The 24763-nt window shown below is 44.9% G+C and carries 23 protein-coding genes and 1 other annotated feature; of the genes, 14 read left to right on the forward strand and 9 right to left on the reverse strand.

What is annotated here, in order from left to right:
- The first annotated feature begins 20 nt into the window (after nucleotides 1-20).
- The 12 genes from rfbS to wzzB all read left to right on the forward strand — a co-directional run bounded on the left by rfbS (nucleotide 21) and on the right by wzzB (nucleotide 15286).
- On the forward strand, nucleotides 21-860 hold the full coding sequence (gene rfbS / locus ACQ29O_RS08040; RefSeq protein ID WP_000697758.1) for a CDP-paratose synthase: 840 nt from the start codon (nucleotides 21-23) through the stop codon (nucleotides 858-860).
- Nucleotides 857-1873, forward strand: a complete 1017-nt coding sequence (gene rfbE, locus ACQ29O_RS08045) for a CDP-paratose 2-epimerase (RefSeq protein ID WP_000770933.1) — start codon at nucleotides 857-859, stop codon at nucleotides 1871-1873. The genes rfbS and rfbE overlap by 4 nt, the downstream gene beginning before the upstream one ends.
- A gap of 70 nt (nucleotides 1874-1943) precedes the next feature.
- A complete protein-coding gene (locus ACQ29O_RS08050; protein WP_001228887.1) occupies nucleotides 1944-3242 on the forward strand; it encodes an MATE family efflux transporter in 1299 nt (432 codons plus the stop codon).
- 1 nt (nucleotide 3243) lies between these two features.
- Complete coding sequence (locus tag ACQ29O_RS08055) at nucleotides 3244-4245, forward strand: glycosyltransferase family 2 protein (protein ID WP_000868492.1); 1002 nt, start codon at nucleotides 3244-3246, stop codon at nucleotides 4243-4245.
- A gap of 574 nt (nucleotides 4246-4819) precedes the next feature.
- Nucleotides 4820-5881, forward strand: coding sequence for a glycosyltransferase family 4 protein (locus ACQ29O_RS08060; protein ID WP_020976717.1), 1062 nt, complete (start codon nucleotides 4820-4822; stop codon nucleotides 5879-5881).
- Nucleotides 5882-6826, forward strand: coding sequence for an O antigen biosynthesis rhamnosyltransferase RfbN (rfbN, locus tag ACQ29O_RS08065; protein ID WP_000705152.1), 945 nt, complete (start codon nucleotides 5882-5884; stop codon nucleotides 6824-6826).
- Nucleotides 6827-8266: a mannose-1-phosphate guanylyltransferase/mannose-6-phosphate isomerase gene (locus ACQ29O_RS08070; RefSeq protein ID WP_000009018.1), complete on the forward strand. Its 1440-nt coding sequence runs from the start codon at nucleotides 6827-6829 to the stop codon at nucleotides 8264-8266. It begins immediately after the preceding gene.
- Nucleotides 8253-9686 carry an O-antigen biosynthesis phosphomannomutase RfbK gene (rfbK, locus tag ACQ29O_RS08075; protein ID WP_001103641.1) on the forward strand — a complete coding sequence of 478 codons (1434 nt, stop codon included), beginning with the start codon at nucleotides 8253-8255 and terminating at the stop codon, nucleotides 9684-9686. The genes ACQ29O_RS08070 and rfbK overlap by 14 nt, the downstream gene beginning before the upstream one ends.
- A gap of 70 nt (nucleotides 9687-9756) precedes the next feature.
- Nucleotides 9757-11187: an undecaprenyl-phosphate galactose phosphotransferase gene (locus ACQ29O_RS08080; protein ID WP_000368707.1), complete on the forward strand. Its 1431-nt coding sequence runs from the start codon at nucleotides 9757-9759 to the stop codon at nucleotides 11185-11187.
- 163 nt (nucleotides 11188-11350) lie between these two features.
- Nucleotides 11351-12757, forward strand: coding sequence for an NADP-dependent phosphogluconate dehydrogenase (gndA, locus tag ACQ29O_RS08085; protein WP_000043532.1), 1407 nt, complete (start codon nucleotides 11351-11353; stop codon nucleotides 12755-12757).
- Between the two features lie 236 nt (nucleotides 12758-12993).
- Nucleotides 12994-14160, forward strand: coding sequence for a UDP-glucose 6-dehydrogenase (gene ugd, locus ACQ29O_RS08090; protein WP_000704825.1), 1167 nt, complete (start codon nucleotides 12994-12996; stop codon nucleotides 14158-14160).
- Nucleotides 14161-14302: 142 nt separating this feature from the next.
- Complete coding sequence (wzzB, locus tag ACQ29O_RS08095) at nucleotides 14303-15286, forward strand: LPS O-antigen chain length determinant protein WzzB (protein ID WP_000215267.1); 984 nt, start codon at nucleotides 14303-14305, stop codon at nucleotides 15284-15286.
- A 78-nt stretch (nucleotides 15287-15364) separates the two neighbouring features.
- Here wzzB and hisIE read toward each other — a convergent pair whose 3' ends face one another.
- The 9 genes from hisIE to hisL form a co-directional block, all read right to left on the reverse strand.
- A complete protein-coding gene (gene hisIE / locus ACQ29O_RS08100; protein ID WP_000954843.1) occupies nucleotides 15365-15976 on the reverse strand; it encodes a bifunctional phosphoribosyl-AMP cyclohydrolase/phosphoribosyl-ATP diphosphatase HisIE in 612 nt (203 codons plus the stop codon).
- A complete protein-coding gene (gene hisF, locus ACQ29O_RS08105) occupies nucleotides 15970-16746 on the reverse strand; it encodes an imidazole glycerol phosphate synthase subunit HisF (RefSeq protein ID WP_000880125.1) in 777 nt (258 codons plus the stop codon). Before hisF ends, hisIE begins: the two co-directional genes overlap by 7 nt.
- Nucleotides 16728-17465: a 1-(5-phosphoribosyl)-5-[(5-phosphoribosylamino)methylideneamino]imidazole-4-carboxamide isomerase gene (gene hisA / locus ACQ29O_RS08110; protein ID WP_000586403.1), complete on the reverse strand. Its 738-nt coding sequence runs from the start codon at nucleotides 17463-17465 to the stop codon at nucleotides 16728-16730. Before hisA ends, hisF begins: the two co-directional genes overlap by 19 nt.
- Nucleotides 17465-18055: an imidazole glycerol phosphate synthase subunit HisH gene (gene hisH, locus ACQ29O_RS08115; protein WP_001103591.1), complete on the reverse strand. Its 591-nt coding sequence runs from the start codon at nucleotides 18053-18055 to the stop codon at nucleotides 17465-17467. The genes hisA and hisH overlap by 1 nt, the downstream gene beginning before the upstream one ends.
- Complete coding sequence (gene hisB, locus ACQ29O_RS08120; protein ID WP_000080042.1) at nucleotides 18055-19122, reverse strand: bifunctional histidinol-phosphatase/imidazoleglycerol-phosphate dehydratase HisB; 1068 nt, start codon at nucleotides 19120-19122, stop codon at nucleotides 18055-18057. The genes hisH and hisB overlap by 1 nt, the downstream gene beginning before the upstream one ends.
- Nucleotides 19119-20198, reverse strand: a complete 1080-nt coding sequence (gene hisC, locus ACQ29O_RS08125) for a histidinol-phosphate transaminase (protein ID WP_000102715.1) — start codon at nucleotides 20196-20198, stop codon at nucleotides 19119-19121. Before hisC ends, hisB begins: the two co-directional genes overlap by 4 nt.
- Nucleotides 20195-21499: a histidinol dehydrogenase gene (hisD, locus tag ACQ29O_RS08130; RefSeq protein ID WP_020936916.1), complete on the reverse strand. Its 1305-nt coding sequence runs from the start codon at nucleotides 21497-21499 to the stop codon at nucleotides 20195-20197. The genes hisC and hisD overlap by 4 nt, the downstream gene beginning before the upstream one ends.
- Nucleotides 21500-21601: 102 nt before the next feature.
- Nucleotides 21602-22501 (reverse strand): ATP phosphoribosyltransferase, encoded by a 900-nt coding sequence (gene hisG, locus ACQ29O_RS08135; RefSeq protein WP_000886600.1) that lies wholly within the window; start codon nucleotides 22499-22501, stop codon nucleotides 21602-21604.
- 45 nt (nucleotides 22502-22546) lie between these two features.
- Nucleotides 22547-22670, reverse strand: a sequence feature (His leader region).
- The gene (gene hisL, locus ACQ29O_RS08140; RefSeq protein WP_001364200.1) at nucleotides 22646-22696 is read right to left on the reverse strand and encodes a his operon leader peptide; all 51 of its coding nucleotides are present in this window, start codon (nucleotides 22694-22696) and stop codon (nucleotides 22646-22648) included. It overlaps the preceding feature by 25 nt.
- A gap of 162 nt (nucleotides 22697-22858) precedes the next feature.
- Between hisL and ACQ29O_RS08145 the strand changes: the two genes are divergently transcribed.
- Together ACQ29O_RS08145 and ACQ29O_RS08150 are read left to right on the forward strand one after the other, a co-directional pair.
- Complete coding sequence (locus ACQ29O_RS08145; protein ID WP_000754713.1) at nucleotides 22859-23683, forward strand: SDR family oxidoreductase; 825 nt, start codon at nucleotides 22859-22861, stop codon at nucleotides 23681-23683.
- A 45-nt stretch (nucleotides 23684-23728) separates the two neighbouring features.
- Nucleotides 23729-24643 carry a LysR family transcriptional regulator gene (locus ACQ29O_RS08150; protein WP_000803311.1) on the forward strand — a complete coding sequence of 305 codons (915 nt, stop codon included), beginning with the start codon at nucleotides 23729-23731 and terminating at the stop codon, nucleotides 24641-24643.
- The last annotated feature ends 120 nt before the right edge of the window (nucleotides 24644-24763 follow it).

Here is a 24763-nt window from a genome sequence, read left to right on the forward strand (position 1 = left end):
GAATTCCCCTCTATGATTTCATGAAAATTCTAATAATGGGAGCGTTTGGGTTCCTTGGATCACGACTTACATCCTACTTCGAAAGTCGACATACTGTGATTGGCTTAGCAAGGAAGAGGAACAATGAAGCTACCATAAATAATATTATTTACACGACAGAAAATAATTGGATCGAAAAAATAGTAGAATTTGAACCGAATATTATTATTAACACTATTGCTTGCTATGGAAGACATAACGAACCTGCAACAGCTTTAATAGAAAGCAATATTCTTATGCCTATCAGAGTATTAGAGTCTATCTCATCACTTGATGCAGTATTCATAAATTGTGGAACATCACTGCCACCAAATACGAGTTTATATGCATATACTAAACAAAAAGCAAATGAACTCGCCGCCGCCATTATAGATAAAGTTTGTGGTAAATATATAGAGTTAAAATTGGAGCATTTCTATGGAGCTTTTGATGGAGACGATAAGTTTACCAGTATGGTTATTAGACGTTGTTTAAGTAACCAGCCAGTAAAGTTAACATCTGGTTTGCAACAGAGAGATTTCTTGTATATAAAAGATCTACTAACAGCGTTCGATTGTATTATAAATAATGTTAATAATTTCCCCAAATTTCATAGTATTGAAGTTGGTAGTGGAAAGGCTATATCAATTCGTGAATATGTAGAGACTGTTAAAAATATCACAAAAAGCAATTCTATAATTGAATTTGGTGTGGTCAAAGAAAGAGCCAATGAATTGATGTATAGTTGTGCTGATATAGCAGAACTTGAAAAAATAGGATGGAAAAGAGAGTTCTCTCTTGTTGATGCATTAACTGAAATAATTGAAGAGGAAGGGAAATGAAGCTTTTAATTACCGGTGGATGTGGCTTTCTTGGGAGTAATCTTGCCTCCTTTGCTTTAAGTCAAGGGATTGATTTAATTGTATTCGATAATCTATCACGTAAAGGTGCAACAGATAATTTACATTGGTTATCCTCCTTAGGAAACTTTGAGTTTGTACATGGTGATATTCGCAACAAAAATGATGTTACAAGATTAATAACTAAGTATATGCCTGATAGCTGTTTTCATCTTGCAGGTCAAGTGGCAATGACTACATCTATTGACAATCCTTGTATGGATTTTGAAATTAATGTAGGTGGAACTTTAAATTTACTTGAGGCAGTACGGCAGTATAATTCAAATTGTAATATAATTTATTCATCAACAAATAAAGTATACGGCGATCTTGAGCAATATAAATACAATGAAACAGAAACTAGATATACTTGTATAGATAAGCCTAATGGATATGATGAGAGCACACAATTAGATTTCCACTCACCATATGGTTGTTCAAAAGGTGCTGCAGATCAATACATGCTTGATTATGCAAGGATTTTTGGTTTGAATACAGTGGTGTTCAGGCATTCATCAATGTATGGTGGGAGACAGTTTGCTACTTATGATCAAGGCTGGGTAGGTTGGTTTTGTCAAAAAGCGGTTGAAATTAAAAATGGTATTAACAAACCCTTCACTATTTCTGGTAATGGTAAGCAAGTTAGGGATGTTTTGCATGCTGAAGATATGATTTCGTTATATTTCACTGCCTTGGCAAATGTATCAAAAATTAGGGGGAACGCTTTTAATATTGGTGGTACCATTGTCAACAGCCTATCATTACTTGAATTATTCAAATTGCTTGAAGATTATTGCAACATTGATATGAGGTTCACTAATTTACCAGTAAGGGAAAGTGATCAGCGTGTTTTTGTTGCAGATATTAAAAAAATCACTAATGCAATTGACTGGAGCCCGAAAGTCTCGGCAAAAGATGGTGTCCAGAAAATGTATGATTGGACTAGTTCTATATGATGTTTCTGCCCGCGAAAGCGGGCATAATTAAAGAATGAAATATTTTTTATAATTAAAAGATGAAGCTGACGTGAGGAAACTGAGGTTGGTTAGAATTCCAAGACATCTTATTATTGCCGCTTCCTCTTGGCTTTCAAAGATAATAATTGCCGGTGTTCAGTTAGTAAGTGTTAAATTTCTTTTGGAAATTCTTGGCGAAGAATCATACGCTGTATTTACTCTTTTAACTGGATTATTGGTCTGGTTTAGCATTGCAGATATTGGGATTGGTAGTAGTCTACAAAATTATATATCTGAGTTGAAAGCTGATAGAAAATCATATGATGCATATATCAAGGCCGCAATTCATATTCTATTCGCATCCTTAATCATTTTAAGCTCTACATTATTCTTCTTATCAGATAAATTATCGTCACTATATCTTACTTCATTTAGCGATGAATTGAAAAACAACTCAGGAAGTTATTTTTTTATAGCAAGTATATTATTTATATTCATTGGCGTTGGGAGTGTGGTCTATAAAATATTATTTGCGGAACTGTTAGGGTGGAAAGCTAATATAATTAATGCATTATCTTATCTTTTAGGTTTTTTAGATGTAGTTGCGATCCATTATTTAATGCCAGATTCGAGTATTACCTTCGCTTTAGTAGCATTGTATGCTCCGGTAGCAATACTGCCCATTATATATATATCGTTTCGGTACATATATGTTCTTAAAACGAAAGTAAACTTTAATACCTATAAATTATTACTATCACGTTCATCAGGGTTTCTGATTTTTTCGTCCTTATCGATAATAGTTTTACAAACTGATTATATTGTGATGTCTCAGAAATTATCTGCTGCAGATATTATAAAATATACTGTAACGATGAAAATATTTGGTTTAATGTTTTTTATTTATACTGCGGTATTACAAGCATTATGGCCAGTATGTGCTGAATTACGAGTGAAAATGCAGTGGAGAAAGTTGCATAGAATCATTTTCCTAAATATTATTGGTGGGGTATTTTTTGTTGGTCTTGGTACGTTATTCATTTATGTTTTAAAGGATTATATCTATAGCATAATTGCTAACGGTATAGATTATAATATTAGTGGGGCTGTTTTTGTTTTACTGGCTGTGTATTTTAGTATAAGAGTTTGGTGTGATACATTTGCTATGTTACTTCAAAGTATGAACCAATTAAAAATTCTTTGGCTCATAGTTCCGTGTCAGGCATTAATTGGTGGTGTGACTCAATGGTATTTTGCAGAGCATTATGGAATAGTTGGTATTTTATACGGACTAATTTTATCGTTCTCGCTAACTGTTTTTTGGGGATTGCCAGTGTATTATATGTATAAGAGTAAAAGGCTAGCATAATATGAAGGTATCATTTTGTATCCCAACGTATAATCGAGTAAAATTCATTGAAGACCTTCTTGAAAGTATTAATAATCAATCTTCTCACTCCTTAATTGTAGAAGTATGTATTTCAGATAATGCATCAACTGATGGAACGGAAGAGTCAATAAATATCTGGAGAGATAGATTTAATTTTCCAATTTTGTATCAAAGGCATAACGAAAATATTGGGCCAGATAGGAATTATTTATCTGCAGTTAATATGGGGACTGGAGATTATTGTTGGATTTTCGGAAGTGATGATATTCTTACAAAAAATTCCCTTGCATTGATGGAAGATAAATTGGCTGCCGGAAGTGACATTTATTTATGTGACAGACGAGAATTAGATATTTCAATGACGAAAATATCTAATCCACATCGGCGATGGTTAAATGGTGGCAGTAGATTATTTTCTTTTAGCAATGAAGCTGATTTGATAGAGTACTTTAGTAAATGTAACTCAGTCGGCGGACTTTTTAGCTACTTAAGCTCTATTATAGTGAAAAGGAATAAATGGTCTGACGTCATATTTGACGAGTCATACATTGGTACAGCTTATGCGCATGTATATATTTTATTAAGAATAATTAACAATATGAATTCGACCCTGCAGTACATATCACTGCCACTGGTTGATTGCAGAGGAGATAACGATACATTCGAAAGTAATGGGAAGGCTCGTCGAATAAAAATTGATTTCATCGGTTATTTAAAACTGAGGGAGGATTTTTATAATAACAATACAAAAATATATATCTCATTTGGACGGGTTCTTACAAAAGAGCGTCCTTGGTTTTATACTTCTTTAGCTATGGCATGTTATGGTGATTCCACCGATAGGGCTGAACTTGCATCATTTTATAAGAAGTTGGGATATCCGAAAATAGCCACCAATTTAATATTTCGTCTTAAAGGGCTGGCTAGCTACACTAAAAAAATAAAATTAGCAAAAATGGTAATAAAAAAAATATTTTCATAGTATCAACATCAATACAAATCGAGTTTATAGTATAAAAAATGCTTATGCTATTATTGTCGTGACTATTTAGCGTATAGTTTATACGTGTTTTGTAGGATGATTTATTTGCAATTTCCTTAATTAGAACCTTTAAATACTCTTGCTTTTTCGGATACAGTAACAGATGCTATATATGTATCTATAATATGTATGGACGGGGTTGTTTTTGACTATTTATCAATTTCAAAATTAAGACTTGTGGCAATTAGAGATTGTCGGAAACCCTAGTTTTCTTTCTTTTGCTTACTATGCTCTTGCATATCTTAGTGTTTACCATAGAGTGAGTATATTATGGCAGATGCTATTTTTTGTGGCATTTTTACTTGGTATAATATTTGGCTTAGTATTATGAACTGATTTTAATGGTGATTTTATAATAATTACAAGGCTTGCTTATATTTATTTGGATATGATTCCTTATTCATTTTTAATTATGATCCGTGGTTCATTTTAATGAAAATGTTTCCTAATAACTATTGGTCGTCCTTGTGATAATCGCTATACAAGCATGAATGGAAAAACGGAGAGCTATTCAATGATCGTTAACCTATCACGTTTAGGTAAAAGTGGTACGGGAATGTGGCAATACTCGATTAAATTTTTAACGGTACTGCGAGAAATAGCTGATGTTGACGCAATAATCTGTAGCAAGGTACACGCTGATTATTTTGAAAAGCTCGGTTATGCAGTAGTTACTGTTCCGAATATTGTTAGCAACACATCAAAAACATCGCGACTTAGACCATTAGTATGGTATGTATATAGTTACTGGCTTGCGCTGAGGGTTTTAATTAAGTTTGGTAATAAAAAATTGGTGTGTACTACACATCACACTATCCCCTTACTGAGAAACCAAACGATAACCGTACATGATATAAGACCTTTTTATTATCCAGATAGTTTTATTCAGAAAGTGTATTTTCGCTTTTTATTAAAAATGTCCGTTAAGCGATGTAAGCATGTTTTAACGGTATCTTATACCGTTAAAGATAGCATTGCTAAAACTTATAATGTAGATAGTGAGAAAATATCAGTAATTTATAATAGTGTTAATAAATCTGATTTTATACAAAAAAAAGAAAAAGAGAATTACTTTTTAGCTGTTGGTGCAAGTTGGCCACATAAAAATATTCATTCATTCATAAAAAATAAAAAAGTTTGGTCTGACTCTTATAATTTAATTATTGTATGTGGTCGTACTGACTATGCAATGTCTCTCCAACAAATGGTCGTTGATCTGGAACTAAAAGATAAAGTGACTTTTTTACATGAAGTCTCATTTAATGAATTAAAGATTTTATATTCTAAAGCCTACGCGCTTGTTTATCCATCTATTGATGAGGGTTTTGGTATACCTCCTATTGAAGCGATGGCATCAAATACTCCAGTTATAGTGTCCGATATACCAGTATTTCATGAAGTGTTAACCAATGGTGCATTATATGTGAATCCGGATGATGAAAAAAGCTGGCAGAGTGCAATTAAAAATATAGAGCAGTTGCCTGATGCAATTTCCCGATTTAACAACTATGTCGCACGGTATGACTTTGATAATATGAAGCAGATGGTTGGCAATTGGTTGGCGGAATCAAAATAAATGAAAATAACATTAATTATTCCCACATATAATGCAGGGTCGCTTTGGCCTAATGTTCTGGATGCGATTAAGCAGCAAACTATATATCCGGATAAATTGATTGTTATAGACTCAGGTTCTAAAGATGAAACGGTTCCGTTAGCCTCAGACCTGAAAAATATATCAATATTTAATATTGACTCTAAAGATTTTAATCATGGAGGAACCAGAAATTTAGCAGTTGCAAAAACTCTGGACGCTGATGTTATAATTTTTCTAACGCAAGATGCAATTCTCGCGGATTCGGATGCAATTAAAAATTTGGTTTATTATTTTTCAGATCCATTGATAGCAGCGGTTTGTGGTAGACAACTTCCTCATAAAGATGCTAATCCCCTTGCAGTGCATGCCAGAAATTTTAATTATAGTTCAAAATCTATTGTTAAAAGTAAGGCAGATATAGAAAAATTGGGTATTAAAACTGTATTTATGTCCAATTCTTTTGCTGCCTATCGCCGTTCCGTTTTTGAAGAGTTAAGTGGGTTTCCTGAACATACAATTCTTGCCGAGGATATGTTTATGGCGGCTAAGATGATTCAGGCGGGTTATAAGGTCGCCTACTGCGCTGAAGCGGTGGTAAGACACTCCCATAATTATACCCCGCGAGAAGAGTTTCAACGATATTTTGATACTGGTGTATTTCATGCTTGTTCTCCGTGGATTCAGCGTGACTTTGGCGGTGCCGGTGGTGAGGGTCTCCGCTTCGTAAAATCAGAGATTCAATTCCTGCTTAAAAATGCACCGTTCTGGATTCCAAGAGCTTTATTAACAACCTTTGCTAAATTCTTGGGTTACAAATTAGGCAAGCATTGGCAATCTTTACCGTTGTCTACATGTCGCTATTTTAGCATGTACAAGAGTTATTGGAATAATATCCAATATTCTTCGTCAAAAGAGATAAAATAAATGTCTTTTCTTCCCGTAATTATGGCTGGCGGCACAGGTAGCCGTTTATGGCCGCTTTCACGCGAATATCATCCGAAGCAGTTTCTAAGCGTTGAAGGTAAACTATCAATGCTGCAAAATACTATAAAGCGATTAGCTTCACTTTCTACAGAAGAACCCGTTGTCATTTGCAATGACAGACACCGTTTCTTAGTCGCTGAACAACTCCGTGAAATTGACAAGTTAGCAAATAATATTATTCTCGAACCGGTAGGCCGTAATACTGCACCAGCGATCGCTCTTGCCGCGTTTTGTGCGCTCCAGAATGCTGATAATGCTGATCCTCTTTTGTTGGTTCTTGCTGCAGATCATGTGATTCAGGATGAAATAGCTTTTACGAAAGCTGTCAGACATGCTGAAGAATACGCTGCAAATGGTAAGCTTGTAACTTTTGGTATTGTTCCAACGCATGCTGAAACGGGTTATGGATATATTCGTCGTGGTGAGTTGATAGGAAATGACGCTTATGCAGTGGCTGAATTTGTGGAGAAACCGGATATCGATACCGCCGGTGACTATTTCAAATCAGGGAAATATTACTGGAATAGCGGTATGTTTTTATTTCGTGCAAGCTCTTATTTAAACGAATTAAAGTATTTATCACCTGAAATTTATAAAGCTTGTGAAAAGGCGGTAGGACATATAAATCCCGATCTTGATTTTATTCGTATTGATAAAGAAGAGTTTATGTCATGCCCGAGTGATTCTATCGATTATGCAGTTATGGAGCACACACAGCATGCGGTGGTGATACCAATGAGCGCTGGCTGGTCGGATGTGGGTTCCTGGTCCTCACTTTGGGATATATCGAATAAAGATCATCAGAGAAATGTTTTAAAAGGAGATATCTTCGCACATGCTTGTAATGATAATTACATTTATTCCGAAGATATGCTTATAAGTGCGATTGGTGTAAGCAATCTTGTCATTGTTCAAACAACAGACGCTTTACTGGTGGCTAATAAAGATACAGTACAAGATGTTAAAAAAATTGTCGATTATTTAAAACGGAATGATAGGAACGAATATAAACAACATCAAGAAGTTTTCCGCCCCTGGGGAAAATATAATGTGATTGATAGCGGCAAAAATTACCTCGTTCGATGTATCACTGTTAAGCCGGGTGAGAAATTTGTGGCGCAGATGCATCACCACCGGGCTGAGCATTGGATAGTATTATCCGGGACTGCTCGTGTTACAAAGGGAGAGCAGATTTATATGGTTTCTGAAAATGAATCAACATTTATTCCTCCGAATACTATTCACGCGCTGGAAAATCCTGGAATGACCCCCCTGAAGTTAATTGAGATTCAATCAGGTACCTATCTTGGTGAGGATGATATTATTCGTTTAGAGCAACGTTCTGGATTTTCGAAGGAGTGGACTAATGAACGTAGTTAATAATAGCCGTGATGTTATTTATTCATCAGGTATTGTGTTTGGAACGAGTGGGGCTCGCGGTCTTGTAAAAGATTTTACACCTCAGGTATGTGCTGCTTTTACGGTTTCATTTGTTGCCGTTATGCAGGAACATTTTTCCTTTGATACCGTAGCATTGGCAATAGATAATCGTCCAAGTAGTTATGGGATAGCTCAGGCGTGTGCTGCTGCATTGGCGGATAAAGGCGTTAACTGTATTTTTTATGGAGTGGTACCAACCCCAGCTTTGGCCTTTCAGTCTATGTCTGACAATATGCCTGCGATAATGGTTACGGGAAGTCATATTCCATTCGAGCGGAACGGCCTCAAGTTTTATCGTCCTGATGGTGAAATCACGAAACATGATGAGGCTGCGATCCTTAGTGTTGAAGATACGTGCAGCCATTTAGAGCTTAAAGAACTCATAGTTTCAGAAATGGCTGCTGTTAATTATATATCTCGTTATACATCTTTATTTTCTACTCCATTCCTGAAAAATAAGCGTATTGGTATTTACGAACATTCAAGCGCTGGGCGTGATCTTTATAAGCCTTTATTTATTGCATTGGGGGCTGAAGTCGTTAGCTTGGGTAGAAGCGATAATTTTGTACCTATAGATACAGAGGCTGTAAGCAAAGAGGATCGGGAAAAAGCTCGCTCATGGGCTAAAGAGTTCGATTTAGATGCCATATTCTCGACAGATGGGGATGGTGATCGCCCTCTTATTGCTGATGAGGCCGGTGAGTGGCTAAGAGGCGATATACTAGGTCTATTATGTTCACTTGCATTGGATGCAGAAGCCGTCGCTATTCCTGTTAGTTGTAACAGCATAATTTCTTCTGGCCGCTTTTTTAAACATGTTAAGCTTACAAAAATTGGCTCGCCTTATGTTATCGAAGCTTTTAATGAATTATCACGGAGTTATAGTCGTATTGTCGGTTTTGAAGCCAATGGCGGTTTTTTATTAGGAAGCGACATCTGTATTAACGAGCAGAATCTTCATGCCTTACCAACTCGTGATGCTGTATTACCAGCAATAATGCTGCTTTACAAAAGTAGGAATACCAGCATTAGCGCTTTAGTCAATGAACTCCCAACTCGTTACACCCATTCTGACAGATTACAGGGGATTACAACTGATAAAAGTCAATCCTTAATTAGTATGGGCAGAGAAAATCTGAGCAACCTCTTAAGCTATATTGGTTTGGAGAATGAAGGTGCAATTTCTACAGATATGACAGATGGTATGCGAATTACTTTACGTGATGGATGTATTGTGCATTTGCGCGCTTCTGGTAATGCACCTGAGTTACGCTGCTATGCAGAAGCTAATTTATTAAATAGGGCTCAGGATCTTGTAAATACAACGCTTGCTAATATTAAAAAACGATGCTTGCTGTAAAAAATTGAATGTTATTTACTTAATATGCCTATTTTATTTACATTATGCACGGTCAGAGGGTGAGGATTAAATGGATAATATTGATAATAAGTATAATCCACAGCTATGTAAAATTTTTTTGGCTATATCGGATTTGATTTTTTTTAATTTAGCCTTATGGTTTTCATTAGGATGTGTCTATTTTATTTTTGATCAAGTACAGCGATTTATTCCTCAAGACCAATTAGATACAAGAGTTATTACGCATTTTATTTTGTCAGTAGTATGTGTCGGTTGGTTTTGGATTCGTTTGCGACATTATACATACCGCAAGCCATTTTGGTATGAGTTAAAAGAAATTTTTCGTACGATCGTTATTTTTGCTATATTTGATTTGGCTCTGATAGCGTTTACAAAATGGCAGTTTTCACGCTATGTCTGGGTGTTTTGTTGGACTTTTGCTCTAATCCTGGTGCCTTTTTTTCGCGCACTTACAAAGCATTTATTGAACAAGCTAGGTATCTGGAAGAAAAAAACTATCATCCTGGGGAGCGGACAGAATGCTCGTGGTGCATATTCTGCGCTGCAAAGTGAGGAGATGATGGGGTTTGATGTTATCGCTTTTTTTGATACGGATGCGTCAGATGCTGAAATAAATATGTTGCCGGTGATAAAGGATACTGAGATTATTTGGGATTTAAATCGTACAGGTGATGTCCATTATATCCTTGCTTATGAATACACCGAGTTGGAGAAAACACATTTTTGGCTACGTGAACTTTCAAAACATCATTGTCGTTCTGTTACTGTAGTCCCCTCGTTTAGAGGATTGCCATTATATAATACTGATATGTCTTTTATCTTTAGCCATGAAGTTATGTTATTAAGGATACAAAATAACTTGGCTAAAAGGTCGTCCCGTTTTCTCAAACGGACATTTGATATTGTTTGTTCAATAATGATTCTTATAATTGCATCACCACTTATGATTTATCTGTGGTATAAAGTTACTCGAGATGGTGGTCCGGCTATTTATGGTCACCAGCGAGTAGGTCGGCATGGAAAACTTTTTCCATGCTACAAATTTCGTTCTATGGTTATGAATTCTCAAGAGGTACTAAAAGAACTTTTGGCTAACGATCCTATTGCCAGGGCTGAATGGGAGAAAGATTTTAAACTGAAAAATGATCCTCGAATCACAGCTGTAGGTCGATTTATACGTAAAACTAGCCTTGATGAGTTGCCACAACTTTTTAATGTACTAAAAGGTGATATGAGCCTGGTTGGACCACGACCTATCGTTTCGGATGAACTGGAGCGTTATTGTGATGATGTTGATTATTATTTGATGGCAAAGCCGGGCATGACAGGTCTATGGCAAGTGAGTGGGCGTAATGATGTTGATTATGACACTCGTGTTTATTTTGATTCCTGGTATGTTAAAAACTGGACGCTTTGGAATGATATTGCCATTCTGTTTAAAACAGCGAAAGTTGTTTTGCGGCGAGATGGTGCGTATTAAGCTTACCGAGAAGTACTGAATAATAATTGTATAAAATAGCCTGCGTAAAATCTGAACGCATCAATCGCTACCTTAATATCATACCTTTGAGTTAACATACTATTCACCTTTAACCTGCCATGACCGTTTGTGGCAGGGTTTCCACACCTGACAGGAGTATGTAATGTCCAAGCAACAGATCGGCGTCGTCGGTATGGCAGTGATGGGGCGCAACCTCGCGCTCAACATAGAAAGCCGTGGTTATACCGTCTCCGTTTTCAACCGCTCCCGTGAAAAGACCGAAGAAGTGATTGCCGAGAATCCCGGCAAAAAGCTGGTGCCTTATTACACGGTGAAAGAGTTTGTTGAATCCCTCGAAACGCCTCGTCGTATCCTGTTAATGGTGAAAGCGGGTGCAGGTACTGATGCAGCTATCGATTCGCTGAAACCGTATCTGGAAAAAGGCGATATCATTATTGATGGCGGTAACACCTTCTTCCAGGACACAATCCGTCGCAATCGCGAGCTGTCTGCGGAAGGTTTTAACTTTATCGGTACCGGTGTTTCCGGTGGTGAAGAGGGCGCGCTGAAAGGGCCATCTATCATGCCTGGCGGTCAGAAAGATGCCTATGAACTGGTGGCGCCGATCCTGACGAAGATTGCTGCTGTGGCGGAAGATGGCGAACCGTGCGTGACCTATATCGGCGCCGATGGTGCTGGTCACTACGTCAAGATGGTCCACAATGGTATTGAATATGGCGATATGCAGCTTATCGCTGAAGCTTACTCCCTGCTGAAAGGCGGCCTGAATCTCAGCAATGAAGAGTTGGCGAACACTTTTACTGAGTGGAATAACGGCGAGCTGAGCAGCTATCTGATCGACATCACTAAAGACATCTTCACTAAAAAAGATGAAGACGGAAACTACCTGGTGGATGTCATTCTTGATGAAGCCGCCAACAAAGGGACCGGTAAATGGACCAGCCAGAGCGCGCTGGATCTGGGTGAACCGCTGTCGCTGATTACCGAATCCGTCTTTGCGCGTTACATCTCTTCGTTGAAAGCGCAACGTGTTGCCGCATCTAAAGTGCTCTCCGGGCCGAAAGCGCAGCCGGCAGGCGACAAAGCTGAATTTATCGAGAAAGTGCGTCGCGCGCTGTATCTTGGCAAGATCGTCTCCTATGCGCAGGGCTTCTCGCAGCTACGCGCCGCGTCTGATGAATATCACTGGGATCTCAACTACGGCGAGATTGCTAAGATTTTCCGTGCGGGCTGTATCATTCGCGCTCAGTTTCTGCAGAAGATCACTGATGCTTACGCAGAAAACGCTGGTATCGCTAACTTGCTGTTAGCGCCTTACTTCAAGAAAATTGCTGATGAGTACCAGCAGGCGCTGCGTGATGTTGTGGCTTACGCGGTGCAGAACGGCATTCCGGTGCCGACATTCTCTGCGGCAGTGGCCTACTATGACAGCTATCGCGCCGCAGTACTGCCAGCTAACTTAATTCAGGCGCAGCGTGACTACTTTGGTGCGCACACCTATAAACGTACTGATAAAGAAGGCATTTTCCATACCGAGTGGTTGGAATAATTTCTGCAAAAATGTTTAAGCCCGGTTTAATACCGGGCTTTTTTTTATCTCTATTCTTATTGATTTATCGCTTTTGCTTAATATTAACTTAATAATCTGTGTTTATCGTAATGAAGATAATCTGAATTGTTTTCGTCTGCGTTGCACTTTATATACTCAGGCGTTAAAACTTTAATATCTTATCAGGATGCGAAATACATCATGATTCATAATTAAGTTAATTCTGAGAGCGAATAATGAAAATCACGATATCCGGGACGGGTTATGTTGGCTTGTCTAATGGTTTGCTTATTGCACAACATCATGATGTGGTGGCGTTAGACATTGTTCCTTCCCGTGTTGAACTGTTAAATGATCGGATATCTCCGATTGTTGATAAAGAAATTCAGCAATTTTTAAAGGAAGATAACATCAGATTCAGGGCAACGCTGGATAAGTTTGATGCGTACCAGAATGCAGATTACGTCATTATTGCTACGCCTACGGATTACGATCCCAAAACCAACTATTTTAATACGTCCAGTGTGGAATCGGTCATTCAGGATGTGATCAGCATCAACCCCGCAGCCGTGATGATTATTAAGTCTACGGTGCCGGTTGGCTTCACGGCGGCAATGCGTCAGAAGTTTGCGACAGAAAATATCATTTTCTCTCCGGAGTTTTTACGTGAAGGTAAAGCCCTTTACGATAACCTTTATCCCTCCCGTATCGTGATTGGGGAACAGTCTGAGCGCGCCAGAGAATTTGCCGCATTACTCCAGGAAGGCGCTATTAAACAGGAGATTCCAACGCTGTTTACGGACTCCACTGAGGCGGAAGCTATTAAACTTTTCGCCAATACTTATCTCGCTATGCGAGTCGCTTATTTTAATGAATTAGACAGCTATGCTGAAACGTTAGGATTAAATACCCGACAAATTATTGAAGGGGTGTGCCTCGACCCGCGTATTGGCAATCATTATAATAATCCCTCTTTTGGTTATGGCGGATATTGTTTGCCAAAAGATACCAAACAGTTGCTGGCCAATTATCAGTCGGTGCCTAATAATATTATCTCCGCTATCGTTGAAGCAAACCGTACGCGTAAAGATTTTATTGCCGACGCTATCCTCGCCAGAAAGCCTAAAGTGGTGGGCATTTATCGCCTGATTATGAAGAGTGGCTCCGATAACTTCCGCGCCTCATCGATTCAGGGGATTATGAAGCGCATTAAAGCGAAAGGCGTAGAGGTCATCATCTATGAGCCGGTAATGGAAGAAGATACTTTCTTTAACTCACGTCTTGAACGTGATTTGCACTGCTTTAAACAGCAGGCGGATGTCATTATTTCCAACAGGATGGCGGCAGAGCTTTTGGATGTTGCTGAAAAAGTGTATACCCGCGATCTTTTCGGTAGTGATTAATAAGGCAATCGTGGCTGATGAGTCCCGATGATTTATTGACCAAATGGAAATAATGTCTGATTTTTATCATTAATCCTATGGCATATATTTGCTTTATGACTACACTGTCTCCAGCTTCATCCTTTTTTTAGTTAGGGTATCTATGACAGTGGATAGTAATACGTCTTCCGGGCGTGGGAACGATCAGGAACAGATTGATTTGATTGAGTTATTGCTACAGTTATGGCGTGGGAAGATGACCATTATTGTAGCCGTTATTATCGCCATTTTGCTGGCCGTAGGCTACCTGATGATAGCCAAAGAAAAATGGACATCCACGGCGATTATTACCCAACCTGATGCCGCGCAGGTTGCCACCTATACCAATGCGCTCAACGTCTTGTATGGCGGGAATGCCCCCAAAATCTCTGAAGTGCAGGCGAATTTTATAAGCCGCTTTAGCTCTGCGTTTTCCGCATTATCGGAAGCGCTGGATAATCAGAAAGAGCGGGAAAAGCTCACCATTGAACAGTCGGTAAAGGGGCAGGCGCTGCCACTCTCGGTTTCTTATGTGAGTACTACCGCTGAAGGGGCGCAGCGTCGGCTGGCGGAATATATCCAACAGGTGGATGAAGAGGTCGCTAAGGAACTGGAAGTTGACCTGAAAGATAACATCACGCTGCAAACCAAAACGTTGCAGGAGTCCCTTGAGACGCAGGAAGTTGTGGCGCAGGAGCAAAAAGATCTGCGTATTAAGCAAATCGAAGAAGCGTTGCGCTATGCGGATGAGGCCAAAATCACGCAGCCGCAGATTCAGCAAACCCAGGATGTTACCCAGGACACGATGTTCCTGCTGGGGAGCGATGCGCTAAAATCGATGATACAGAACGAAGCGACGCGTCCACTGGTCTTTTCTCCGGCCTATTACCAGACGAAGCAGACACTGCTGGACATTAAAAATCTGAAAGTGACTGCCGATACGGTGCACGTCTATCGTTATGTGATGAAGCCGACGCTGCCGGTCCGTCGCGATAGCCCGAAAAAAGCCATTACCCTTGTGCTGGCTGTATTGCTGGGCGGGATGATCGGTGCCGGGATTGTGCTGGGGCGCAATGCGCTACGTAGCTATAAGCCAAAAGCCTTGTAAGCTTCTTTGCCGGATGGTGGTCGGCTTCGAAAGGTAAAATTTCTCATAAAAAACCGGGCGTTGCCCGGTTTTTTATGCTTATTGATGACGCTTACGAAGATTGTCGATCACGGTGGTGAGGTTGAGATCCTGATCCTGCAACAGCACCAGCAGGTGGTACATCAAATCAGACGCTTCATTGGTTAATTCAAAACGATCATTGACGGTGGCCGCCAGCGCGGTTTCTACACCTTCTTCGCCAACTTTTTGCGCAATACGTTTGGTACCGCTGGCGTACAGTTTCGCCGTGTAAGAGCTGGCCGGATCGGCGGTTTTGCGCTCTGCCAGTAGCTGCTCCAGTTGATACAGGAATAACCACTGATGGCCGGCGTAGCCAAAGCAGCAGCTGGTACCTTTGTGGCAGGTCGGCCCGACAGGATTTGCCAGCACCAGCAGTGTATCGTTGTCGCAATCCGGCGCAATGCTGACGACATTCAGCACATGGCCTGAGGTTTCGCCTTTGGTCCATAAACGCTGTTTCGTGCGTGAGAAGAACGTGACATGGCCGGATTCAATGGTTTTGTCCAGCGCTTGTGGGTTCATATAGCCCAGCATCAATACTTCGCCGGATACCGCATGTTGCACGATGGCTGGCATCAGGCCATCGGTTTTTTCCCAGTCCAGCTCGCGGCGTTGTTGCTCTGTTAACATATCCTGATCTCCACGCCCTGGCCTGCCAGGTACGCTTTTAATTCGCCAATATTGATGATTTGCTTGTGAAAAACGGAGGCGGCAAGCGCGCCGTCGACATCGGCATCACGGAATGCCTCAAGAAAGTGTTCCATCGTGCCCGCGCCGCCGGAGGCGATCAGCGGCACGCGGCAAACGTCACGGACTTTTTTCAACTGCGTCAGATCGTAACCGTTACGCACGCCGTCCTGGTTCATCATATTCAGGACGATTTCCCCCGCGCCGCGCTGTTGTACCTCTTGCACCCAATCCAGCGTCTCCCACTGCGTCACGCGGGTACGGTTTTCATCGCCGGTATACTGGTTAACATGATATTTCCCCGTGGCGTCGTCAAACCAGGTATCAATCCCGACGACAATGCACTGTACGCCAAAACGGTCAGCCAGACGGGTAATCAGCGTTGGGTCAGCCAGTGCAGGGGAATTGATAGAGATCTTATCCGCCCCGAAAGAAAGAATTTTGGCGGCGTCGTCAATTGACCGGATGCCGCCCGCTACACAAAACGGAATGTCGATCACCTCGGCAACGCGCGCCACCCAGCTTTTATCGACTACGCGACCATCGCTGGAGGCGGTAATGTCATAGAACACCAGTTCGTCCGCGCCTTCGTCGGCATAGCGTTTGGCCAGCGGAACGATATCGCCAATGATCTCATGGTTGCGAAACTGTACGCCTTTCACCACCTGACCATCACGAACATCCAGACACGGAATTATACGTTTTGCCAGCATTGGATGGCCTCCTTAACGGTAAATTTCCCTTCCAGCAGAGCGCGTCCGACAATCACGCCGCGCACGCCGGTGCCGCGCAGGGCGGCAATATCATCGATATCGCCAATACCGCCGGAGGATTGAAAGGCGATCTGCGGATATCTGGCGCATATCTCTTCGTACAGTGAAACGTTAGAGCCCGCCAGCGTGCCGTCGCGAGAAATATCGGTACACAGTACATGTTTCAGGCCGACGGGGAGATAGGTCTCCACCAGTTGTTCCAGCGAGACGCCGGAATTTTCCTGCCAGCCGCTAACCGCCACCTGCTTGTTGCCGTGTTCGTCTATGCGAACGTCCAGCGCCAGTACCAGCGCCTGCGCGCCAAAACGTTCAAACCAGCCTTTCACCACGTCAGGAGATTTCACCGCCGTTGAACCGATGACCACACGGGCAACGCCAGCTTTCAGTAATGCCGCAACGTCTTCTTCGGTACGCACGCCGCCGCCGACCTGAACAGGCACGTTCACGCCCGCGACCAGGGTTTTAATCAGCGGTATCTGTCGCTTAGCCGGATCTTTAGCGCCGGTCAGATCTACCAGATGCAGCACCCCGGCGCCCTGGGCGGCGTAATCCTGCAAACGGGGCAGGGGATCGTTACCGTAATCCCGCTGCCGGGCGTAGTCGCCCTGGTGGAGACGCACCACGGTGCCGTCAATTAAATCTAATGCCGGAATAATCATTACATCTCCAGGAAGTTTTTCAGCAACTGTGCGCCCGCCGCGCCCGAACGTTCCGGATGGAACTGTACGCCGAAGAAATTATCTTTCTGTACCGCCGCGGTAAACGGCTCGCCGTAATTGCACTGGGCGATAGTCCACGGGTTGACCGGCATCGCGTAGCTGTGAACAAAGTAAAAATAGGCGCCATCTTCAATGCCCTGAAACAGCCGGTTGCCCGCCTGCGGATACACGCGATTCCAGCCCATGTGCGGCAGCGGCAGACCAAAGTCGGTCATTTTCGGCACGTCTTGTTCGATAATGTTCAGCAGATCCACGCCGCGCGTCTCTTCGCTGCGACGACCCAGCAGTTGCATCCCTAAGCAGATACCCAGTACCGGCTGAGTACACGCTTTAATTAAGTCGATCAGTTCACGTTCGCGCAGTTGATCCATAGCGGCCTGCGCCGTGCCGACGCCGGGCAGAAAGAGTTTGTCAGCGCGTAATACGATTTCCGCTTCGCGGCTGACCACCGGGGTGTAACCGTGGCGCGCCACGGCGGATTTTACCGAGCTTAAATTGGCGCAGCCGGTGTCAAGGATGACGACGTTCATCACAGCACTCCTTTCGAGGACGGTAATGTATCGCCCTCCACGCGAATAGCCTGGCGTAGCGTCCGACCAAAGGCTTTAAACAAACTTTCGACACGGTGGTGATCGTTTTTACCTTTAGTCTTGAGATGCAGAGTGACGCCCATCGTGTAAGAGAGTGAGCGGAAAAAGTGTTCAATCATCTCTGTGCTCAAATCGCCCACACGCTGGTAGGTAAATTCAGCTTTATATTCCAGATGCGGACGACCGGAAATATCCAGCGCGCAGCGCGCCAGACATTCATCCATCGGTAGTACAAAGCCAAAACGGCAGATACCGCGCTTGTCGCCGAGTGCCAGTTTTAATGCCTCACCGAGCGCCAGTCCAGTATCTTCTACCGTGTGGTGATCGTCGATATAGAGATCACCCTTAACGGTAATCTCCATGCGAAAGCCGCCGTGGGTGGCGATTTGATCGAGCATATGGTCAAAGAAGCCGACGCCGGTATTAATCTTGCTGTTGCCTTCGCGATCCAGCCAGACACTGACATCAATCTGTGTTTCTTTGGTGTTACGGATCACATGCGCATAGCGATCGCGTTTCGTTAGCTGTTCGCCAATCATCGTCCAGTTCAGCGTTTCACGGTGATAGCGTAAACCAGTAATGCCCATGTTATCAGCGAGCTGGATATCGGTCGCACGATCGCCAATCACATAGCTGTTGGCGCTATCCATCGCTTGTTCCGCAAGATAACGCTCCACCAGCTTCACTTTGGGCTTGCGGCAGTCGCAGTCGTCTGCGGGCAGGTGAGGGCAGATCAGCACCTCATCAAAGCATACGCCCTGAGAGGTGAAAATCTGCATCATCAGGTTGTGCGGTCCGTCGAAGTCCGCCTGCGGGAAGCTTTGCGTGCCAAGTCCATCCTGGTTAGTGATCATCACCAGCTTAAAACCGGCTTTTTGCAGCTTCAGCAATACGGGAATCACCTCTGGCTCAAAGGCCAGTTTATCAAAGCGGTCTACCTGAAAATCGCTCGGCGGTTCGGAAATTAAGGTTCCGTCCCGGTCGATGAAAAGATACTTCTGACTCATACTGGCTCCGCACGTAAGGCGTCAATGACGCGCTGGTTTTCCTGGCGGGTGCCGACCGTAATCCGCAGGCAGCCGCTTAAAGAAGGTTGTTTATTCTGATCGCGTAAGATAATGCCCTGATCCCATAAGGATTTAAACACGCTGCTGGAGGCGGTAAACCGCGCCAGAATATAGTTGGTTTCAGAGTCAAAGACGTGTTCTACGCAGGCGGTCTGTTGCAGGGCATTCACCAGATACTGACGTTCCTGCACTGTCTGCGCCACGCGATCGCGCATTGCGTTTATTCCCTGCGGGCTCAGCGCCTGGGCGGCGATATCCGCCACTGGCGTAGAAAGCGGATAAGGGGCGATCACTTTTAACAGCAGGTTGATCACCTCTTCATTAGCCAGTGTAAAGCCGCAGCGCAGACCCGCCAGCGCAAAAGCTTTCGACAATGTGCGCAGGATAACCAGATGAGGATATTCAACCAGCCAGCCTGTCAGCGTGGCCTGCGGGCAAAACTCAATATAAGCTTCGTCGGCGACGACTATCGCTTTACCGCGTGTCAACTCCAGCAGCGTGCGCAGATCCTGCGGGTTGATAAGTTGTCCGGTAGGATTATTGGGGCTACAAACGAACACCACTTTTGTGCCGTCAAGGTTGTCGGAAATCCCCTGTAGATCCAGCTGCCAGTTTTCAAGCGCGGGAACCGTCCGGCGCTCTACGCCAATGGTTTCGGCGCTGACGCTGTACATACCGTAAGTGGGCGGACAGTAGAGAATGGCGTCTTTCCCCGGTTCACAGAAGGCGCGGATCACCAGCTCGATCCCTTCATCCGCGCCGCGGCTGACCAGCACCTGCTCCGGCTTTACGCCAGCATATTGCGCGTAGTTTTCAATCACGGCCTTTGGCTGGCATTCCGGGTAGCGGTTAAGCGTTTGTTGGGTGAGCTGAAACTCCACCGCTGTCGGGAATTCATTCGCGTTCAGCCAGACATCGCCGTTACCGCCCAGACGGCGGGCAGACTGATACGGTACCAGGTTGCGGACATTTTCACGGGCTAAGTCAGCGACGCTGAGAGTGTTTTCAGTGCTCATGCTTGCTCCTTGAGGGCGTTTACGCGCAGGGTCACGGCATTTTTATGGGCGGTCAGACGTTCTGCCGCCGCCAATGTTTCAATGGTTGATGCCAGAGCGGAAAAGCCCGCTTTCGACAGTTCCTGAACGGTCATCCGTTTCTGGAAATCCGCTAACCCAAGGCTGGAACAGGTAGCAGTATAGCCATAGGTCGGTAAAACATGGTTGGTTCCGGAAGCGTAATCACCGGCGGATTCCGGCGACCAGTCGCCGAGAAATACCGAACCTGCGCTGGTAATCGCATCCACCAAATCGCGCGCATTGCGCGTCTGGATAATTAAGTGTTCCGGCCCATACTGATTAGAGATGGCGACGCACTGCGCTAAATCTTTGGTCACAATCAGACGACTGGCGCTCAGGGCCTGCCTGGCGGTGTCCGCGCGCGGCAGTTCTGCCAGTTGACGTTCTACCGCCTCCGCCACCTTGCAGGCAATGTCAGCATCAGGCGTCAGCAGAATCACCTGCGAATCCGGACCGTGCTCAGCCTGGGAGAGCAGGTCAGAAGCGACGAAATCCGGTGTTGCGCCGCTGTCGGCGATCACCAGTACTTCAGACGGCCCGGCTGGCATATCGATAGCCGCGCCGTCGAGGCGTTGGCTGACCTGACGTTTGGCTTCGGTTACAAAGGCGTTGCCGGGGCCAAAAATTTTATCCACTTTCGGTACGGACTCGCTGCCGAAGGCCAGAGCGGCAATCGCCTGCGCGCCGCCGACGTTAAAGATTTCCTGCACGCCACACAGTTGCGCCGCATAGAGGATTTCATCAGCGATGGGCGGCGGCGAGCACAGAACCACGTTCTGACATCCCGCAATACGCGCCGGCGTCGCCAGCATCAGCACCGTTGAGAAGAGCGGAGCCGAGCCGCCGGGAATATACAGACCGACAGACGCGACGGGACGCGTAACCTGCTGGCAACGCACGCCTGGCTGGGTTTCCACATCTACAGGCGGTAGCGTCTGCGCGGAATGGAACGTTTCAATATTTTTGACGGCAGCGGCCATCGCCTGTTTTAATTCGTCGCTCAGACGCGTGCCGGCGGCGGCGATCTCTTCAGGGGTGACGCGTAGCGCTGTCACTTCTGTTTTATCAAATTTAGCGCTGTATTCACGCAGGGCATCGTCACCGCGCGTTTTTACATTATCCAGAATATCGCTGACCGTCCGGGTAATACTGTCAGAGGCGGAAATCGCCGGACGCGTCAGCAGCGCACGCTGCTGTTCAGGGCTACAGCTGTTCCAGTCAATCAGGGTATTGAAGCTCATGGTCTTTACTCCATCACAGGGTTCCGCCTTATCCGGCCTACAGAACCCAAAATATCAACGCATTACGTAGGCCTGATAAGCGCAGCGCCATCAGGCGTCAGATCACTCCATCATCTTCTCGATCGGCAGTACCAGAATCGAGCTGGCGCCAAGCGCTTTCAGTTTCTCCATGGTTTCCCAGAACAACGTTTCGCTGCTGACCATGTGCATCGCCACGCGCTGTTGCTCGCCTGCCAGCGGCAGAATTGTCGGCCTTTCGGCGCCTGGCAGCAGGGCGATAACCTCTTCCAGGCGTTCACTTGGCGCGTGCATCATGATGTATTTCGATTCGCGCGCCTGAATCACGCCCTGAATACGGGTCAGCAATTTATCGATCAGCTGTTGCTTGCTCTGTGCCATCTCACCGTCGCGCTGAATCAGACAGGCTTTAGAGCGGTAGATAACTTCGACTTCACGCAGGCCGTTAGCTTCAAGCGTCGCGCCGGTAGAGACCAAATCGCAGATAGCGTCGGCCAGCCCCGCGCGCGGCGCGACTTCGACAGAACCATTTAACAGACACGATTTAAAAGAGACGCCTTTCTGGTCGAGGTAGCGTTTGAGGAGGTGCGGATAAGAGGTAGCGATACGTTTACCGTCCAGCGCGGCCGGGCCGTCCCAGGCTTCGTCAACCGGCGTTGCCAGCGATAAACGGCAGCCGCCGAAGTCAAGACGGCGCAGGGTAAAATAGCGCGGATCTTCACCCTGCGCGCGGCGGTTGAGTAGCTCTTCTTCCAGCACGTTCTCGCCGATAATGCCGAGATCGACCACGCCATCCATCACCAGACCCGGAATGTCATCATCACGCACGCGCAGGATATCAATCGGCATGTTTTCCGCCATCGCAATCAGGCGCTGAGTGTGTAAATTAATTTTTATGCCGCAGCGGGCCAGCAATTCTCGTGAATCATCGCTTAAACGGCCTGATTTCTGAATAGCTATGCGTAAGCGGGTGTTGTCTAACATTCTGCGTTCCTCTTTATCCTGTCTGAACCGGTCTGTATCGCGCGCCAAAAAAAGCCCCCGGAAGATGATCTTCCGGGGGCTTTCTCATGCGTTCATGCACCACTGGAAGATCTGAATGTCTTCCAGCACACATCGCCTGAAAGACTAGTCAGGATGATGGTGATGATGGTGGTGTTTAAATTGAACGCGTGTCATAAAAATTCCGATGAATGCTTATTCATTTGATACCTTTTAACCTAAACCACTTTTACGCCTTAAAGCAAGCGCTTTTTTCATTTCGCATTTATAGTATGAATTGTCAGTCACGGCGGGCTGGCGTAGCCTTATGTATAAGGCGTTAAAGTCAGGAGAAAATGGATGAAAAAGGTCGCAATTGTCGGTTTAGGTTGGTTAGGCATGCCGCTGGCAATGTCGCTGGCAGCGAGAGGCTGGCAGGTTACCGGCAGCAAAACCACCCTTGACGGGGTGGAAGCGGCCCGTATGAGTGGAATTGAAAGCTATCCGCTGCGTCTGGAGCCGGAGCTGGTCTGTGAGGCGGACGATCTTGACGCTCTGCTGGATGTCGATGCGCTGGTGATAACACTGCCCGCGCGCCGTAGCGGTCCGGGAGAGGATTTTTATCTGCAGGCGATGCAGGAGCTGGTCGACAGCGCGCTGGCTTATCGTATCCCGCGTATTATTTTTACCAGTTCGACGTCTGTTTACGGCGATGCGCAAGGCGTGGTGAAAGAGAATACGCCGCGTAATCCGGTCACGGCCAGCGGGCGTACCCTGAAGGAACTGGAAGATTGGCTGCATAATCTGCCGGGCACGTCAGTAGATATTCTGCGGCTGGCGGGGTTGGTCGGGCCTGGACGCCATCCCGGTCGTTTCTTTGCCGGAAAAACCGCGCCGGATGGTCAACACGGGGTCAATCTGGTGCATCTTGAAGACGTGGTTGGCGCAATTACCCTTTTGCTACAGGCGCCAAAAGGGGGGCACATCTATAATATATGTGCGCCGGCGCATCCAGCCCGCAACGTGTTTTATCCGCAAATGACGCGCTTGCTGGGAATGGCGCCGCCGCATTTTCGTAACGCACCGGACAACGGCAAAGGGAAGATTATCGACGGTAGCCGGATTTGTAATGAGCTGGGATTTGAATATCAATATCCCGATCCGCTGGTGATGCCGATGGAGTGAGTCGCTGTCCAGCAGGTGGTCGCCATATAGCGCAAGGGGACGAGTATGAAACCACTGCTGGACGTTCTGATTATTCTTGATGCGTTAGAAAAAGAAGGCAGCTTCGCGGCGGCGTCGGCAAAATTATTTAAAACGCCGTCCGCCTTCAGTTATACCGTTCATAAGCTGGAAAACGATCTTAATATCCAATTGCTCGACCGTAGCGGGCATCGCGCGCGATTTACGCGAACCGGTAAGATGCTACTGGAAAAAGGCCGTGAAGTGCTGCACACCGTTCGCGAGCTGGAAAAGCAGGCGATTAAACTGCATGAAGGCTGGGAGAACGAACTGGTCATCGGTGTGGATGATACCTTTCCCTTTTCTCTTCTGGCCCCGCTTATCGACGCTTTTTATCAACGCCACAGCGTGACGCGCCTTAAATTTGTCAATGGCGTTCTCGGCGGTTCATGGGAGACGCTGACGCAGGGAAGGGCGGATATTATTGTTGGCGCCATGCGCGCGCCGCCGCCTGACACCGGCTTTGGCTTTGCAAGACTGGGCGATCTTGAACTGGTGTTTGCTGTCGCTCCGCATCATCCGCTGGTTCATGAAGAGGAACCGCTTAGCCGCCAGACGATCAAACGTTTTCGCGCGATTGTGGTTGGCGATAGCGTCCATTCCTCGCGATCAATAGGGTCTGAACTGCTCGACGCTCAGGAAGCGATTACCGTGTTTGATTTTAAAACCAAGCTGGAGCTGCAAATTAGCGGCCTGGGATGCGGCTATTTACCGCGTTATCTGGCGCAGCGATTTTTGGAAAGCGGCGCGCTTATAGAGAAGAAAGTTGTGGCGCAAATCGTCTATGAACCGGTGTGGGTTGGCTGGAATGAACAGACCGCCGGGCTGGCCAGCGGCTGGTGGCGGGATGAAATTTTAGCAAATAATGCTATTGCTGGGGTGTATGCAAAATCGCCGGTTTAAAAATCAATCGCTTATGAAAAATAATTTTTTGAACGCGCTCGCATTCTCTTGTCATTTCACTTCAATTTAGGGCAGAATACGCCGCTTGCAAAAAATGACACTAACCGACGTTTTAATACG

It is taken from the genome of Salmonella sp. GDC200615 (assembly GCF_050574145.1).
Taxonomy (GTDB): Bacteria; Pseudomonadota; Gammaproteobacteria; order Enterobacterales; family Enterobacteriaceae; genus Salmonella; species Salmonella enterica.